Annotated in this window: 15 protein-coding genes; 12 read left to right on the forward strand and 3 right to left on the reverse strand. The window is 58.7% G+C overall.

Features of this window, described 5'->3' with window-relative positions; translation table 11 throughout:
• Positions 1 to 83: 83 nt before the first annotated feature.
• From glmM to SPHFLASMR4Y_RS03145, 4 genes are read left to right on the forward strand one after another with little or no spacing between them, the layout of a single operon-like run.
• The gene (gene glmM / locus SPHFLASMR4Y_RS03130) at positions 84 to 1,424 is read left to right on the forward strand and encodes a phosphoglucosamine mutase (protein ID WP_089132263.1); all 1,341 of its coding nucleotides are present in this window, start codon (positions 84 to 86) and stop codon (positions 1,422 to 1,424) included.
• The gene (locus tag SPHFLASMR4Y_RS03135; RefSeq protein WP_089132264.1) at positions 1,424 to 1,615 is read left to right on the forward strand and encodes a hypothetical protein; all 192 of its coding nucleotides are present in this window, start codon (positions 1,424 to 1,426) and stop codon (positions 1,613 to 1,615) included. The genes glmM and SPHFLASMR4Y_RS03135 overlap by 1 nt, the downstream gene beginning before the upstream one ends.
• Positions 1,576 to 2,385: a bifunctional hydroxymethylpyrimidine kinase/phosphomethylpyrimidine kinase gene (gene thiD, locus SPHFLASMR4Y_RS03140; protein ID WP_089132265.1), complete on the forward strand. Its 810-nt coding sequence runs from the start codon at positions 1,576 to 1,578 to the stop codon at positions 2,383 to 2,385. The genes SPHFLASMR4Y_RS03135 and thiD overlap by 40 nt, the downstream gene beginning before the upstream one ends.
• A complete protein-coding gene (locus tag SPHFLASMR4Y_RS03145) occupies positions 2,382 to 2,939 on the forward strand; it encodes a ribonuclease HII (RefSeq protein WP_089132266.1) in 558 nt (185 codons plus the stop codon). Before thiD ends, SPHFLASMR4Y_RS03145 begins: the two co-directional genes overlap by 4 nt.
• Here the strand turns inward: SPHFLASMR4Y_RS03145 and SPHFLASMR4Y_RS03150 are convergent.
• Entirely contained in the window at positions 2,936 to 3,967 is a 1,032-nt protein-coding gene (locus tag SPHFLASMR4Y_RS03150; protein ID WP_089132267.1) for an acyl-CoA desaturase, read from the reverse strand. The two genes, SPHFLASMR4Y_RS03145 and SPHFLASMR4Y_RS03150, sit on opposite strands and share 4 nt — an antisense overlap.
• 331 nt (positions 3,968 to 4,298) lie before the next feature.
• Here SPHFLASMR4Y_RS03150 and SPHFLASMR4Y_RS03155 point away from each other — a divergent pair, with 331 nt between their 5' ends.
• From SPHFLASMR4Y_RS03155 to SPHFLASMR4Y_RS03170, 4 genes are all read left to right on the forward strand, one after another.
• Positions 4,299 to 5,450, forward strand: a complete 1,152-nt coding sequence (locus SPHFLASMR4Y_RS03155; protein WP_089132268.1) for a site-specific DNA-methyltransferase — start codon at positions 4,299 to 4,301, stop codon at positions 5,448 to 5,450.
• A gap of 22 nt (positions 5,451 to 5,472) precedes the next feature.
• On the forward strand, positions 5,473 to 6,597 hold the full coding sequence (gene folP, locus SPHFLASMR4Y_RS03160; RefSeq protein ID WP_089132269.1) for a dihydropteroate synthase: 1,125 nt from the start codon (positions 5,473 to 5,475) through the stop codon (positions 6,595 to 6,597).
• A gap of 76 nt (positions 6,598 to 6,673) precedes the next feature.
• Positions 6,674 to 8,209, forward strand: a complete 1,536-nt coding sequence (locus SPHFLASMR4Y_RS03165) for a tryptophan halogenase family protein (protein WP_222102949.1) — start codon at positions 6,674 to 6,676, stop codon at positions 8,207 to 8,209.
• Complete coding sequence (locus tag SPHFLASMR4Y_RS03170; protein ID WP_089132270.1) at positions 8,206 to 9,663, forward strand: tryptophan 7-halogenase; 1,458 nt, start codon at positions 8,206 to 8,208, stop codon at positions 9,661 to 9,663. Before SPHFLASMR4Y_RS03165 ends, SPHFLASMR4Y_RS03170 begins: the two co-directional genes overlap by 4 nt.
• 53 nt (positions 9,664 to 9,716) lie before the next feature.
• Here the strand turns inward: SPHFLASMR4Y_RS03170 and SPHFLASMR4Y_RS03175 are convergent, their stop codons facing one another.
• The gene (locus SPHFLASMR4Y_RS03175) at positions 9,717 to 10,958 is read right to left on the reverse strand and encodes a threonine ammonia-lyase (protein ID WP_089132271.1); all 1,242 of its coding nucleotides are present in this window, start codon (positions 10,956 to 10,958) and stop codon (positions 9,717 to 9,719) included.
• A gap of 75 nt (positions 10,959 to 11,033) precedes the next feature.
• Between SPHFLASMR4Y_RS03175 and SPHFLASMR4Y_RS03180 the strand changes: the two genes are divergently transcribed.
• The 4 genes from SPHFLASMR4Y_RS03180 (at position 11,034) to SPHFLASMR4Y_RS03195 (ending at position 14,964) form a co-directional block, all read left to right on the forward strand.
• Positions 11,034 to 11,906: an NAD(P)-dependent oxidoreductase gene (locus SPHFLASMR4Y_RS03180; RefSeq protein ID WP_089132272.1), complete on the forward strand. Its 873-nt coding sequence runs from the start codon at positions 11,034 to 11,036 to the stop codon at positions 11,904 to 11,906.
• Positions 11,907 to 11,919: 13 nt separating this feature from the next.
• The gene (locus SPHFLASMR4Y_RS03185) at positions 11,920 to 13,590 is read left to right on the forward strand and encodes an amidohydrolase (RefSeq protein WP_186266034.1); all 1,671 of its coding nucleotides are present in this window, start codon (positions 11,920 to 11,922) and stop codon (positions 13,588 to 13,590) included.
• A gap of 198 nt (positions 13,591 to 13,788) precedes the next feature.
• Positions 13,789 to 14,025, forward strand: coding sequence for a hypothetical protein (locus SPHFLASMR4Y_RS03190; RefSeq protein WP_089132273.1), 237 nt, complete (start codon positions 13,789 to 13,791; stop codon positions 14,023 to 14,025).
• A 174-nt stretch (positions 14,026 to 14,199) separates the two neighbouring features.
• Positions 14,200 to 14,964, forward strand: coding sequence for an arginyltransferase (locus SPHFLASMR4Y_RS03195; protein ID WP_089132274.1), 765 nt, complete (start codon positions 14,200 to 14,202; stop codon positions 14,962 to 14,964).
• A 78-nt stretch (positions 14,965 to 15,042) separates the two neighbouring features.
• On the opposite strand, the gene SPHFLASMR4Y_RS17315 is transcribed toward SPHFLASMR4Y_RS03195, so the two are convergent.
• The gene (locus SPHFLASMR4Y_RS17315) at positions 15,043 to 16,428 is read right to left on the reverse strand and encodes an RcnB family protein (RefSeq protein WP_260807050.1); all 1,386 of its coding nucleotides are present in this window, start codon (positions 16,426 to 16,428) and stop codon (positions 15,043 to 15,045) included.
• Between the last annotated feature and the right edge of the window lie 76 nt (positions 16,429 to 16,504).

Below are 16,504 nucleotides of genomic sequence, written 5' to 3' on the forward strand. Positions count from 1 at the left end.
TTTCATTCCCTCTTGGTCTCCAGCCGATCCATCGGCTAGAGACTGGCGCGACGGGCGCGATCAATGGCGGGATATGATTGAATATGGGAAAGAAGTTTTTTGGCACTGATGGCATTCGCGGCTTGACCAATGCGCATCCGATGACAGCCGAAATCGCGATGAAAGTGGGGCAGGCTGCCGGCCGGCATTTCCAGCGGGGCAACCATCGCCACCGCGTGGTGATCGGCAAGGATACCCGGCTGTCAGGATATATGATGGAAAATGCACTGGTCGCGGGCTTTACCAGTGTCGGTATGGACGTCGTGCAGGTCGGTCCGATGCCAACTCCGGCAGTGGCGCTGCTGACCCGTTCGATGCGGGCCGATCTGGGCGTCATGATATCGGCCAGCCACAACCCCTATTATGACAATGGTATAAAATTATTCGGGCCGGACGGTTTCAAGCTGTCAGACGAAGATGAATTCACCATCGAAGCCTATATCGAAGAAGACGCAAAGCTGGCACCGGCGGCCGATATCGGCCGCGCCAAACGGTTCGAAGACGCCCGTGGCCGCTATATTCACGCGGTCAAGATGTCGTTGCCCGACCATATCCGGCTGGATGGCCTGAAAATCGTGTGCGATTGCGCCAATGGCGCGGCGTATCAGGTGGCCCCCTCCGCGCTCTGGGAACTGGGCGCCGAGGTGGTCGCACTGGGGATCAATCCCAATGGCTTGAACATCAACGACAAATGCGGGTCCACCGACGTTGCGGTCTTGCAGGAAACCGTGGTCGCATCCGGCGCCGATATCGGCATCGCGCTGGACGGGGACGCCGATCGCCTGATCGTTGTCGACGAAAAGGGGCAGGTCGTCGATGGCGACCAGCTGATGGCGCTGATCGGGTCCAGCTGGAACCGGCAGGGTCTTTTGCGCGGCGGCGGGATTGTTGCAACGGTCATGTCCAATCTCGGACTGGAGAGATTTCTCAATGCGCAGGGTCTCGATCTGGTGCGGGCCAAGGTCGGCGACCGCTATGTTCTGGAAGAGATGAAAAAGGGTGGTTATAATGTCGGCGGCGAACAGTCCGGCCATATGATCTTGCTGGACCACGGAACCACCGGCGATGGCACGGTCGCAGCGCTGCAGGTGCTGGGTGAACTGGTCGAGAGCGGCAAGCCGGCGAGCGAATTGCTGCATCTTTTCGATCCGGTTCCGCAATTGCTGAAAAATGTGCGGTACAGCGGTGGCCAGCCGCTTGAAAGCGACAAGGTCAAGGCCGTGATTGCGGACGCGGAAAAGGAACTCGATGGCAGCGGCCGCCTCGTGATCCGCAAGTCGGGCACGGAACCGCTGATCCGGGTGATGGCCGAAGGGGATGATGAAGATCAGGTTCATACGGTCGTCGACCGGATTTGTGCCGTGGTAGAGGAGGTTGCAGGCTGATGCTGGGCTTGCTTGATGCGATGGATGCCCGGACGATCGTCGCGATGGGGCTGGTCCTGCCAATTCTTGTAACGCTGCTTCTCTATATTTTTGCGCGCGGATTCTTTCGCCGGTTCTGGCTTCCTATTGTCCTGATCGCCGGCGCTTTTGAATGGTTTCTGATCGTTCAGGTCGGGCCCTTGTTCCTGTGACCGGAAACTGCCCCCGGATTTTGTCCATTGCCGGTTCCGACAGTGGCGGCGGCGCGGGCATACAGGCTGATATCAAGACCATCACCATGCTCGGCGGACACGCGATGACGGCGATTACCGCCATTACCGCGCAGAACACGCTCGGAGTACAGGCGGTCCACCAATTGCCCACCGATCTGATCCTGCAGCAGATCGAGTCCGTGGTCAGCGATATCGGCGTCGATGCGGTCAAGATCGGCATGATCGGAAGCGCCGAGGCCGCCCTTGCGGTGGCGGAATATCTGCAGAGACTGGGTGTCGCGATTATATTCGATCCGGTGATGGTCGCAACCAGCGGCAGCCTGCTGGCCGATAGGGAGACCATCGCCGCCTTTGGCAAGCTGATGGATGTGGCATCGGTAGTCACGCCCAATCTACCGGAATTGGAGGCGCTGGGCGGCAAGGAAGCCATATTGGACCACGGCTGCCATCTGGTGATCAAGGGTGGACACGGAGAAGGATCGGTGGTTGTTGACGAACTCCATGCCCCGGGTGGCCTGATCAGGCGGATCGAAGGCAAGAGGATCGAAAGCAGTGAAACGCACGGTACCGGTTGCACCTTTGCCAGCGCTCTGGCTGTTGGTCTGGGCAGCGGGCTGGACCTGAACGCGGCCTTCGAACAGGCGATATCGTTCACGCGCATTGCGATACTGGAAGCACCCGGGCTCGGTGAGGGCAACGGTCCGCTGGGCCACCAGTTTGTCACGGATTTTCAGGATGATGACGGGTGATTGCCGGCGTTGATGAAGTGGGGCGGGGGCCTCTGGCGGGCCCGCTCGTCGCTGCCGCCGTCATTCTGCCGGAAAATCACGCGATCGCGGAGCTGGATGACAGCAAGAAGCTGACGGCCAAAAAACGGGCGCGGCTCGAACGGGACATCATTCAATGTGCCCGATTCTCGGTTGCGCAATGTTCCGAAGCCGAGATTGACGAGATCAATATCTTGCAGGCGACGATGCTGGCGATGACCCGCGCGGTTGAAGCGCTGGATACGGTACCGGATCATATTCTGGTCGACGGCAACCGCTTGCCGAAATGGACCTATTCAGCCGAAGCGGTGATTGGCGGCGATGCGCTCCATCCCTGCATTTCGGCGGCGTCCATTCTCGCCAAGGAATATCGCGACCGGCTGATGATCGCGGCGGCCGAGCGCTATCCGCAATATGGATGGGAACGGAACAAGGGTTATGGCACGGCCGAGCATCTGGCGGCGCTTCGGCAATTTGGGCCGACGCCGCTGCACCGCAGAAGCTTCGCACCGGTTTCCCAGATGGAATTGCTCTAGGCTTCGGCCTTGGCCGGTTTCGGAGCTATCTTGCGCTCCGCAAGAACCCATTCGCCGCTTTCGTCTTTGATATATTTGGGCTGGCGGGTGACATTCCAGACCAGCCCCATCTTTTCGAGCAAAAGCAGAACATAGCCTGCGATGTCGATTTCCCACCAGGCCATGCCCTGGAAGCTGGCCCGCGGATGCTTGTGGTGGTTATTGTGCCAGCCTTCGCCAAAGGTCAGCAATGAGAATATGAAGCTGTTTCTGGCGGTGCCGACACCCTTTGTGTGGCGCTGCGATCCGACGACATGGGCGTAGCTGGAAATGCCCAGAGTGATCTGCAGGACGACAAATGTCCGAAAATAGCCGCCGATCAGGATCGTGCCGATGACATGGTCCCAGCCGCCGAAGGCAAGACCCCAGATGCCGGGAAAGATGATCAGCGAGAAGACCAGCCAGAACCAGCGGGTCCTGTGCAGCCAGAGCACGACCTCGTTGTCGGCCAGGCCTTTGCCGTAGATGCTCATGTCGGTGACGCAATCGTCCATGAACCAGCCGAAATGCGAGTGGAACATGCCCTTCAGTCTGCTGGTCGGCTTGCCCTTGCCGTCGAGCCAGGGGCTGTGAACATCGCCAACTTCATCGCTATGGGCATGGTGCCGCCGGTGATCGGCGGCCCAGCGCAACACCGATGACTGGATCGACATTTGCGCCATCGCCCCGAGAATATATTGCATCGGTACCGAGGTTTCGAAGGCCTTGTGCGAATAATAGCGGTGAAAACCGAGGACGATGCCGAGCATCAGCACGATATAGCCGGCGATGAAGGCGGACCATTCGACCCAGCCGGTATCATAGGTGAACATCCACCAGACCGCGGCGATCGATCCGAAAATCTTGGAACCGAACACGATCGCATATTCCTTGCGTTTCTCCCGCCCGGCCTCGCCGCCGACGATCACACCGGGATGCGGGCGCGGTTCATCGCTCTGCTGGGCGATGCCATATTCATGCTGATATTTGTCGCGAAAATTACGTGCCATCTGTTCGCCGGCCCCTGAGCTGTTGCTGGTTCGAGCTTTACTAGTTTTTACGTTTATAGTCTGAACAGGGCTTTTTGTGAAACAAATTTGATTTTCGAGAAATTTCCGATTTTTTCCAAAGAAATTCTGCAAACGAGTCTTTTGCGCCACACCACTAGGGATTGAGTCGGGCCCGCCGGCCGCGACTCCATATCTGGTTACGGACTCCTTTCGTTCTCGCGCAGAAGATTCCGTTAACCATTAAGATACGCCTTTAACCTATGTTAACGGCCTTGACCGCGAGCGATTTGGGACTCACCACGGGCGCGATCGAAAAAAGGAATTGAGTTTCATGGGGATTATCGAGCGCATTCAGGCGCCAAAAACACGCACCGCGCCAAGCGCTGGAAAACGTACTGCCAAGCAGGCTGCCAAGCTGCCGCTGGGGCAGATATTGAAGATGGATTGCGTGACCGCAATGGCATCGCTTCCCGATGCTTCGGTCGACATGATCTTTGCCGATCCACCCTATAATCTGCAACTGGGCGGCGACCTTTACCGTCCGGAAGGCGGGCAGGTGGATGCTGTGGACGATGCATGGGATCATTTCGACAGCTTTGCAGCCTATGATGCCTTTACCAAGGCGTGGCTGGCAGAAGCACGCCGCATTCTCAAGCCAGACGGCTCCCTGTGGGTGATCGGAAGCTATCATAATATCTTCCGGGTCGGCGCTTCGCTGCAGGATCTGGGCTACTGGATCCTCAACGACATCATCTGGCGCAAGGCCAATCCGATGCCGAATTTCAAGGGCACCCGTTTTACCAATGCGCATGAAACACTGATCTGGGCGTCGAAGTCGGAAAAATCGAAATATACGTTCAACTATCGCGCGATGAAGAATCTCAATGACGAGTTGCAGATGCGCAGTGACTGGGTGATGCCGATTTGCGGCGGTCAGGAACGGCTGAAGCGCAACGGCACCAAGGCCCATCCGACGCAGAAGCCGGAAGCCCTGCTGTACCGGGTGATGCTGGCGACGACCAATCCCGGCGACGTGGTTCTCGATCCGTTTTTCGGCACCGGAACGACGGGTGCGGTTGCCAAGCGTCTGGGACGCGAATGGATCGGTTGCGAGAAAGAGGACAGCTATTGCGAAGTGGCTGAACAGCGGATCGCCGAAGCGCTGCCGCTCGACGAAAGTTCGCTCAAGACCATGCAGTCGCCCAAAGCTAAGCCGCGGGTGGCCTTTGGAACGCTGGTTGAAACCGGCTATCTCAAGCCCGGCGACGAGCTGTGCAGCAAGAACCGCAAATATAAGGTCAAGGTCCGTGCAGACGGTTCGGTGATCTGGGAAGGTCAGGAAGGCTCGATCCACAAGATCGGCGCGACCGTACAGGATGCGCCGAGCTGCAACGGCTGGACCTACTGGTATTACAAGGATGGCAAGGACCTGAAGCCGATCGACAATCTGCGGCAGACCTATTTGCTGGCCACCGAACCCTGACCGGGTTGAGGCCATGACGCAAATGGAAGATTTGGAAGCATGTGGAGCGGATAGCAGGCTCTATCTGAAACCTGTTGGACTGGTTGACAGTCCGCAATGGCATCCTGAAAAAAACCAACGATTAAACAATAGTTTAGCATGGTTTTCTCAGGTTGAATATCTGATTATCGAAGCAGATAAACCGAACCGGCGCGGGCTCGTCAATATCACGCAGTGGCCGGAATGGTCGAAAGCGCTTCCAGAGCATCTGTCGCAACGCGCGGAGACAGTATTCGCCAATCTCACTCGCCAGCACCCGGCGCTGCAATGCGGTGACCGGACTATCCGCTTTGACCAGCCGCATGTCATGGGCATCCTCAATATCACACCCGACAGTTTCTCCGACGGTGGCAGACATCAGGATGATCCGGAAAAGGCCGCCGAAGCGGGCCTCGCTATGACGGTGGGCGGTGCTTCGATCCTCGACATTGGCGGTGAAAGCACCCGGCCCGGCGCCAGTCCGGTTTGGGAAGGTGATGAAATCAAACGGGTGGTGCCGGTCATCGAAAGACTGGCCCATTGTGGCGCAGTCCTGTCGGTCGACACGCGCAAGGCGGCGGTAATGGAAGCGTCGGTCGCGGCGGGCGCGCATCTGATCAACGATGTCTCGGCGCTGCTGCATGACAAAAGATCGCTGGAGGTGGCCGGAGTGTCCGGCCTGCCGGTGGTGCTGATGCACGCGCCTTCGAGCGGCAAAAACCCCCACGAGGGTAGCGGCTATGGCAATATCGTCACCGATACGCTCGACTGGCTGGAACAGCGGGTCGCCGACGTGGTGGCTGCGGGCTTTGAGCGCGAAAAAATAATCATCGATCCGGGGCTCGGCTTCGGCAAGTCGCTGGCTGACAATCTGGCGCTGATGAACAATATCGCGATGTTTCACGCGCTCGGCCAGCCGCTGCTGATCGGCGCCAGCCGCAAGCGGATGATCGGCGCGCTGTCCCGCGAAGCCCCGGTGGACCAGCGGCTCGGCGGCTCGATCGCTTTCGCGCATCACGCGATACAGCAGGGCGCACAGATCGTCCGGGTACATGATGTACCGGAAACGGTACAGGCTATGCAGATATGGCGCGGGATGCGCGATGCAGGGGTGACGGCGGCGCTCTGATTATCCGTTTGGCGAACGTGCAATAATCGGGCAGTCTGCTGCTTGCATCGATTGTGCAAGCAAACGGGGAAACGCATTGAAAGATCGCGGCGATCGAGCCATTCGGGAGATTGTCATTGTCGGTGGCGGCACGGCAGGCTGGATGACGGCGGCGGCTCTATCCCACAGGCTGGGAAACAGTGGTCCCGATATCCGCCTGATAGAATCGGCGGAGATCGGGACCGTGGGCGTCGGCGAGGCAACGCTGCCGCAGATCCGGGATTTCAACCGGATGCTCGGGATCGACGAAGCGGAACTGATGGCGCGAACCAGCGCGACCATAAAATTGGGCATTGAGTTTTGCGACTGGGGCAGGGAGGGCGATTCCTATATTCATCCTTTCGGCGTGCACGGCGAACCGATCGGACCTGTTGATTTTCATCATTACTGGGTCAGGCAAAAAGGGGAAGGCAAGGCGGAAGAATTCGGCCGTTACAGTCTCGCGATCGAAGCGGCTCGGCTTCATAATTTCAGTCTGCCGCCCGACGTGCCGGCCTCGCTGTTCGAGGCTTATTCCTATGCGTTTCAGTTTGATGCCAGTCTTTATGCCGCTTTCCTGGCGGAATATTCAGCAGCGCGCGGAACCGAGCGGATTGAGGGGAAGGTTGTCGCGGTAGGGCGCGATGGCGAGACTGGTTTCATCCGGTCGGTGACGCTGGCATCCGGGGAACAGATAGCGGGCGATCTGTTCGTCGACTGCTCGGGATTTCGCGGTCTGCTGATCGAGCAGGAACTGGCGACCGGCTTCGCGGACTGGAGCGCGTATCTGCCGTGCAATCGTGCCTTTGCCGTTCCCTGCGAGATTGGCGATCCGGTTGGCCCCTTCACCCGGTCGACTGCCCGATCTGCGGGCTGGCAGTGGCGCATTCCATTGCAACACAGACTTGGCAACGGTCATGTCTATTGTGACCGGTATATCAGCGATCAGGATGCGCTCGACGATCTGATGGAGAATCTCGAGGGCGAGCCGATCGCCGAACCGAAGCAATTGTTCTTCAAAACCGGCAAGCGCGAGAAATTATGGAACCGGAATTGTGTGGCGATCGGGCTGTCCGGCGGTTTTCTGGAGCCGCTGGAGTCGACCAGTATCGACTTGATCCAAAGCGGAATCCTGAACCTGATCGCGCTGTTCCCGGAAAAGCAGTGCGCCGCTTCCGACGTCGAGGAATATAATCGCGTGATGGATCTCGAATATGATCGCGTACGTGATTTCCTGATGCTGCATTATGTACTCAACCAGCGCGACGAGCCGTTCTGGCGGGATATGCGGGAAATGGTCTGGCCGGACAGTCTGAGCGAAAAGGTCGAAGCGTTCAAGCGACGGGGGCTGGTTCCGCAATATGATCACGGCCTGTTTCAGCCGGCGAGTTGGCTATCCGTGTTTATCGGCCAGAATCTCCTGCCGGAAACCTGTGATCCACGGGTCGACAGCATGGCCGCTGGCGATCGTGCGAGCGAGCTGGAGCGTATCAGGACAGCGATCGACGCCAGCGCCGGCAGAATGGGCAAGCATCTCGCGTTTATCGAGACATATCGGGCCCGCTTTTCCGGTTCCCGGAGCGACGCGCGATGAGCGGTGGTGAGCAGCCGTTGAGGCGGATTGCCATATTCGGCAAAAGCCATGAACTCTGGCCGGTCGCGGCTTTGCTCGAACTCGAATTGCCACCGGATATCACGCTGGTGCTGGTCGAAGATACGCGCCCGGTCGAACCGGCGGCGGTGACCGTCCGCCTTGATGATCCGCTGTTGTTAAGGCTCGGGATCAATGGTGAGGACTTGCAAAAGACGAGCAGCGCCGTTTTTGCTCTGGGATGCGAATTGCGGGACTGGAAAGATGGCAGCAGCAGCTTTTTCCTGACCGGTTCCGGGAGCCTGCCTGCGGTTGATGATGTGGCCATTCACCAGATCATGTTGCGGGCTGCGGAACTCAATGACCAGCGAGATCGACTTGCCTATCTCTATCAGCCCTTTCGTCTGCCAGCCCGTGCGGCGGCAGCCGGAAAATTTGCCTTTCAATCGCCGGACCCGCGGTCGCCGCTGAGCATGTTGCGTCCGACCGTCCAGATTGATCGCGCCGAATATGCCGAACTGTTCAGGCAGAGAACGAAGTCGCGGCGGACGGAGATTGTCAAGGCGAGCCCAAAATTTGCTTTCCCGTCATCAGACGGCGGGGCGATCGATCGGATCGCACTCGACAACGGTGCTGCGATAAAGGCCGATTTCCATATCGATATGTCAGGCGAAGCCAGCGGTTTGGTAACAGATTTTCCCCGCCCGGACTGGCACTCGATTGCCGGTAAACTGCCTTTCGACCGATTGCTCTCCGGCACGCAAACGGGCGTGCCGTCAGCAGCCGAAAGACATGTTGTTGCTCGGGCGATCAGGGGGGGATTGATGATCAGCACTCCGCTGCGCGAACGATCGACCGTGCAGCTCCTCTGCCTATCCGGCCATTTGTCCGCGGATGAATGGCGGGCGCTTGTCGGGAGCGAGGCGCAGGAGATCCGGCTTGATCCGGGATATGTCGACCAGGCCTGGACTGGCAATATGGTGCGACTGGGCAGCGCTTCCGCCAGCCTTGGACCGTTTTTATCCGCCGACACGACGATATTGCACCGGCAGGCGGTCATTCTGGCAAATCATTTGCCAGCCCGGCTGGACATGACGGTCGAAGCCCGCGAATATAACCGGCGACACCTGGCTGCGGTGGAACATGTGCGCGATTTTACGCTGCTGCCTTTCGCACTCAACCGCCGGACCGATTTGCCCTGGTCGGGAATTGAGAAGCAGAGGATGCCGGAAAATCTGCGCAGAAGAATTGACCAGTTTCGTAGTCGCGGCCGGTTGGTCGCGTTCGAAGATGAAATATTCGACGAACAGAGCTGGATCGATCTGATGATGGGCTTTGGTATAGTACCCGACCGGTTCGATCCGATGGCGCAAACGCTCGATATGGCAGCAATGCCCCGGCGGTTGAAAAACCTCACCAGGGCCTTTGATCGGGCTCTAGCGGAAATGCCGTTATAGGCGGGTATAGGCAGATAGCCGCAGCAGCGCTGCTTGAAACTCGCTGCCCTGGCCTAGTCCGCCAGCTCTACCTGCCGCACGTCATAGCCGGACTTGTTGAGATCGGCGATCAGGGCTTCGAGCTGCTCGCGGTCCTTGGCTTCGCATTCGATGTCGGTAATCAGGCCCTTGGCCGGCAGGTTGGTGAACACCCGCTGGTGATAGACCTCGATGATATTGACATCATGCTCGGCAAATTGCTTGACCACATTATAAAGCGCACCGGGCTGGTCACGGAGATGCAGGCGGAGACGGGCGAGGCGACCCGAGCGGGCGAGATCGCGCAGCAGGACATTGGCCAGCAGACGCGTGTCGATATTGCCGCCGCACAGGACCAGGCCGACTTTTTCGCCGCTGAATTTTTCCTTGTTGGCGAGCAGCGCGGCAAGACCGGCCGCGCCGGCGCCTTCGACCACAGTCTTCTCGATCTGCAGCAGCAGGCTGACCGCGCCTTCCAGCTGCGCTTCGCTGACCAGCAAGATCTCGTCGACATATTTCTGGATGATCGCCGCGGTAAATTCAGAGGGATTGCGCACGGCGATGCCCTCGGCCAGCGTGTCGCCGCCGGCTGTCACCGTCTGGCCGGTCAACTTGCCGTACATGCTGGGGTAGAGCGCGGCCTGCACGCCGGTCATCTTGATATCCGGATTGAGGGCGCGGGCTGCGGTTGCCATGCCGGAAAATAATCCGCCGCCGCCGATCGGGATGATCAGCCGGTCGAGATCGGGAATGGCCTCGAGCATTTCAATTGCCACGGTTCCTTGCCCCGCCGCGACATGCGGATCGTCAAAGGCGTGGATATAGGTGAGGCCCCGCTGGTCTGCGAGGAGCATGGCATGGGCATAGGCCTCGTCATAATTGCCGCCAAAAATGACGATCTCGGCGCCATGTCCACGGGTCTGCTCGACTTTCACCATCGGCGTCGTGCTCGGCATGACGATGGTCGCCGGGATGGCGAGTTTTTTGGCGTTATAGGCGAGCCCCTGGGCATGATTGCCGGCGGAAGCGGCGATGACACCGGCCTTGCGCTTGCTTTCATCCATCAGCAGCAGGGCGTTCAGCGCGCCGCGCTCCTTATAGGCAGCGGTGAATTGCAAATTCTCGAACTTCAGGAAGACTTCCGCGCCGCTCAGTTCGGACAGGGTAATGCTCTTCAAAGTCGGCGTGTGGACGACGCGGTCTTTGATCCGGTCGTGGGCGGCTTTTACATCTTCATAGTCGAAGGAGGGGAGAGCGGGCTTTTGCAAATCATTCATATCGCCTGTGCCCCTAACGCATCTGGTCATCGAGGGAAACAATGATTATGGCCGTGCAACAGCTTAGGGGATATTATGGCAAAAATTGCATTTATCGGGATCGGTGTGATGGGTGGCCCCATGGCCGGGCATCTGGCTGCAGCGGGACATGAGCTTACTGTCTATAACCGGACCAGGGCCAAGGCCGAAACATGGGTTGCCGAACATGGCGGTGAGATCGCGGAAAACCCCGCCGAGGCAGCACGCGACAAGCAGATCGTGATTAGCTGTGTCGGCAATGACGATGATCTTGCCTCGGTCACCATGGGCCGCGACGGTGCCTTTTCGACCATGGCTTCTGCTGCCCTGTTCATCGATCATACCACCGTTTCGGCGCGCATTGCCCGGCAATTGTCGGTAGAGGCCGAAGGACGCGGTATCCATGTCGTCGACGCGCCGGTCTCCGGCGGACAGGCCGGCGCGGAAAACGGGACTCTATCAATCATGTGCGGCGGCAGCGCAGAAGCCTTTGCCGCAGCCGAACTGATCATGACCGCCTATGCCGGGCGGATCGTCCACGTCGGCCGCACTGGCGCCGGACAGACGACGAAAATGTGCAACCAGATCGCGATCGCCGGGGTCCTGGAAGGGCTGTCCGAAGCGCTGCGATTTGCCCAAGCCAGCCGGCTCGATCTGGACAAGGTGTATGAGGCAATTTCCGGCGGCGCGGCGCAGAGCTGGCAGATGGACAATCGCTGGGCGACGATGGCCGAAGACAAGTTCGATTTTGGTTTTGCCGTTGACTGGATGCGCAAGGATCTGGGGCTGGCCATGGAAGAGGCCCGGACCAACGGCGCGACTATTCCGGTCGCCGCGCTGGTCGATCAATTCTATGCAGAGGTGCAGGCCGCAGGCGGCGGACGCAATGATACCAGCAGCCTGATCTCCCGCCTTCCGAAAAGAAAATAAGAGGATCGATGACATGGGCGGCAGACTGAAGAAATTTGGCGGGATATGCAGCGCGATTGCAGCGAGCGTCATGCTGTTTCCCGCTGTCGCGCAAGCCGACAGCCTGATCGAGAATGTCAATGGCATGACTCTCGACAGCGAGGGCAGGGTGATCCGCTTCGTCGCGATGCTGGTCGACGATGCGGGCAGGGTGAAGCAGTTGCTCGACCGGAACGACAAGCGGCCGCGCGACGTCGATTTCCAGTTCGACGGCAAGGGCCGCACGCTGATACCGGGTTTTTTTGACGCTCACGGCCATGTCATGGACACGGGATTCAGCGCTCTCACCCTGGATTTGTCGGGCAGCGAGACGCTCGCCGATGCGCTCGCCAGAATAGAACGATATGCCGCCGACAATCCGGGCAAGCCGTGGATTATCGGCACGGGCTGGAATCAGGAAACCTGGGGGCTCGGCCGCTTTCCCAACGCGGCAGAACTGGATGCAGTGATCCCCGATCGTCCTGTCTATCTCTCCCGCGTTGACGGCCACGCGGCCTGGGTCAATGGCACAGCGATGAAGGCTGCTGGTATTTCCAGTGCATCCAGATCTCCCCGTGGCGGCACGATTGAAAAGGCGGGTGGCAAGCCGACGGGCATTTTTGTCGATGCGGCGATGAAGCTGTTCGAGGCAGCCATTCCGGCGCCGCGCCCGGTCGAGCGCGATCTGGCGCTCGCCAAGGCGCAGGACATGTTGCTGGCCAACGGGGTAACCGCGATCGCCGATATGGGCACCACCATGCAGGATTGGCAGAGCTTTCGCCGGGCGGGAGACAAGGGGCAGCTTAAGATCCGGATTATTTCCTATGCCGCCGACATCGACAATATGATCGCTATCGCCGGGCCGTCGCCGTCGCCCTGGCTCTATGAGGACCGTCTTAAACTGGCAGGCGTCAAATTATATCTCGACGGGGCGCTGGGCTCGCGTGGCGCTCTGCTGAAACAGCCTTATGCGGACAAGCCGGGCGAAAGCGGACTGGCGATGCTCGGATCGGCGCAACTGAAGAACAAGATGAGCCGTGCCGCCATGGACGGTTTCCAGACCGCGGTTCATGCGATCGGCGACAAGGCCAATGACGAAATCCTGTCGGCTGTCGAAGAGCTGCAGATCACCTACAAGGGGGATCGTCGCTGGCGGGTGGAACATGCACAGATTATCGATCCGGCCGATCTCAGCCGGTTTGCCGCAACCGGCACGATTGCCTCGATGCAGCCCGTGCACCAGACCTCCGACCGGCTGATGGCGGAAGCCCGCCTCGGGCCCGACCGTTTGCACGGCGCCTATGCCTGGAAATCACTGGCGGATTCAGGCGCCCGCCTGGCCTTTGGCACCGATGTTCCGGTGGAATCGCCGAACCCCTTCGCCGGACTGGCGGCGGCGCTGACCCGGGAGGATGCCGACGGTCAGCCGTTCGGTGGCTGGATGCCGGCCGAGCGGCTAAGCCGTGCGCAGGCCTGGCAAGCCTATACATCCGGCGCGGCCTATGCCGCGTTTTCCGAAGACCGTCTGGGAACGCTGGAACCGGGGAAAAGAGCGGATTTCCTGATCGTCGACCAGGATGTCATGCTGGCAACTCCGGCGCAGATCCGGCAAATGCAGGTTCTGCAGACCTGGATCGCCGGCAAGCCCGTATTTGTTCGAAAATAATCGCATTTGAGTCATTGGCGACAAATTGTTCGCCGGGATCAATCAATTTTGCGAGATGGTTGCGGCGAATCGCCAACTAGGATAAATAGTCGCGTACGAAGGCCGAAGTATCGAGGGAAGTCTTCGTAATTCAACAGGGCGCTGGTTAGTTCATTTTTCGACTTTTAATTTTTTGATAAGACCTGATTGGAGCATTTTATGAAATTCGGTTCTCTGGCTGCGAGCCTCGCAGTCTTCACTCTGGCTGCCTCCCCGGTTGCAGCCCAATCGACCGGCAGAGTCGACTCGACTGTTCAGCGTGCTGACGCCAAGCTCGCTACGCTTGACAATCTGGAAGGCGAAAACGGCATTCTGATTGCTCTGCTGGCAGCGGCAGCGGTTATTGCGGGAATCATCATCATCGCCGATGATGATGATGAACCGACGAGCCCCTGAACCCGCTGCGCAGATAAAACTGATTTGAAAACGGGGCGATTTTCGCCCCGTTTTTATTGGATCCATCCAATCCTGACTATTGTGAACGTTTGTGGTAAATCGCCTTTTCATTTTGATTGTCGCGATGCATATTGTCCCTGTCGATTCTCAAGAATGTAACAAAAGGCTGGCTTTGTGACTGCACCCGTTCGCTTTCCGCGATTCTTTGTGACAAACCCAAGCCCATGCCCCTATCTGCCCGGAAAAAGCGAACGCAAGGTGTTTACCGAGCTGAACGGTCCTCATACCGAAGAGCTGAATGACGCGCTTGGGCGGATCGGATTCCGCCGCAGCCAGAATGTTGCCTATCGGCCAAGTTGTCTGGATTGCAAAGCCTGCGTTTCGGTGCGGGTGCTGACCGATGAATTCCGTCCCAGCGCCACGCAAAGGAAGCTGATCCGGCGGAATAGCGATCTGGTCGTGGAGGCGTGCGAACCCTGGGCCACCGACGAGCAATTCCAGCTGCTCCAGAAATATCTCGCAAAACGCCACCCGGGCGGTGGCATGGCGGAAATGGACGAGATGGATTATTCCGACATGGTCGAGCAATCGCCAGTCAAAAGCTTTGTAATAGAATATCGCGAGCCGACGGACGATGGCAGCAAGGGACGGCTGGTCGGCGCCTGTCTTACTGACCAGCAGGGTGATGGGTTGTCCATGATCTACAGTTTCTTTGACGCGGACCATGGAGAGCGCAGCGGTCTCGGCAATTATATCATCATGGATCATATCCTGCGCGCCAAGTCTGCCGGGCTGCCCTATGTCTATCTTGGCTATTGGGTCGATGGCTCACCGCAGATGGAGTATAAAGTCCGTTTCCGGCCGCTCGAGAAGCTCGGCCCTGATGGATGGCAGCGGTTTGATCCCGCCGCATTGCTCCGGTCACAATGTCCCAACTGATCCTGCGATAGATAGAGCGCATAAAAAAGCCTGCCAACCGCATGAGGTTGGCAGGCTTTTCAATGACTGGCTGACGGTTCAGTCGTACATGCAACGCGCCTGCTGGCAGCCCTTAAGCGGCACAGCCTTCGGCGCCGGTTTCCAGACTTTCTTTGCCGCCGGCTTCCAGCGCTTCTTGTGCTTCGGTTTCGAATAGACGACTTCTTCCTCGATATAGGTCGTTGTCGTTGTCGTCGTCACCGGTGTGGACTGAACGACGATCGTCGTGATCATCGGTTGTTGGGCCTGCGGATAATAATAGCCCGGGCTGTAATATCCGTTCCAGCCGCTCGGATAGGTCGCATGGGGTTGCCGAGCATGATGCTGGACGGGCGGATGATCGCGACGATAGTCCTGATGTCGGCTTGCCTGCTGGTCATAGCCATATTGCTTGAGCAGCTTGCGGCAGCGATCGGTCCCCTGATCGATAGCCGCACCGGCAACAGCGCCGACGCCACCGCCGATCAGCGAGCCGGCCAGCCGGTTGCCGCTCCCTGCAATGCGATTGCCGGCCAGAGCGCCAATCGCGCCGCCAACCAGCGCCCCGCCAATGCCGCTGCTTTTCTTGCAACGTTCCAGATAGGCCAGTTCTTCCGCCCGCTGGTCGTCATAGCCGCGATCTGCCGGATAATAGGCATGCTGACCGGAACGGGTTTCGTCGTCCGAACTCCAGTGCGGGGCCATGTTGCCGTCGCCGATGAACGTGCCGGAATATTCACCCTGATAGATATGGCCGTCGGCGTCGCGATAAGTGCCTTGCCATTCGCCCTGATAGCTGCCGTCCTCGCGATAAGAGCCCTGCCAGTCGCCCTGATAGGTTGACTGGTCGCCATGCTTGTACGCGCGGGGGGTCGCAACCACCCGGTCATCGCCGGTGAGTACGCCGGGATCATAGGCGGCATAACCGTCACGATAGCCGTCGTGATAGCCCTGATTATAGCGGTCCCAATCGACATTATAGCGCGCGTCCTGAACGACGCCGTAGCGGTCGGTCAGCACAGCATCGTCATAGTAGCGCGACCAGCCATAGCCGTAATTGGGCTGGCTGAGGCCATAATAGCCGAAGTTTCCGATAAAATAGCTAGGCTGGACATAGGTTCTCGGCAGACGGAACCCGCGATGCGGCTTGCGATAGTTGCGATCATAGCCCATCCGGCCGCGGCGCACATAGCTGCTAGCATGGCGGTTGCCCCGCATATGTTTCATATGGCGCATCTTGCCCATATTTCCCATCTGGCGACTGCTGCCCATCCGTTTCATGGATTTGGTCCCGGCTACCGTCCCGGCCAGCGCTTCTGGCGAAGCGAAGGACAGATCGATGACAGCGGGTGTGGTCATCTCGGAGACCGAGTCGACAGCTGCTTCGGCCGATCCTGGCGCCACCAGCAAAACACCGGTTAGGCCGCTAAATAAGAGGGTCTTCATGGTTAACAACTCCCTAGTTTCAGACATGCATGAGGCGTGTCCGAGCGAAATTTGGTTAATTAATATTTACCACTTT

It is taken from the genome of Sphingorhabdus sp. SMR4y, from assembly GCF_002218195.1.
GTDB lineage: Bacteria > Pseudomonadota > Alphaproteobacteria > Sphingomonadales > Sphingomonadaceae > Parasphingorhabdus.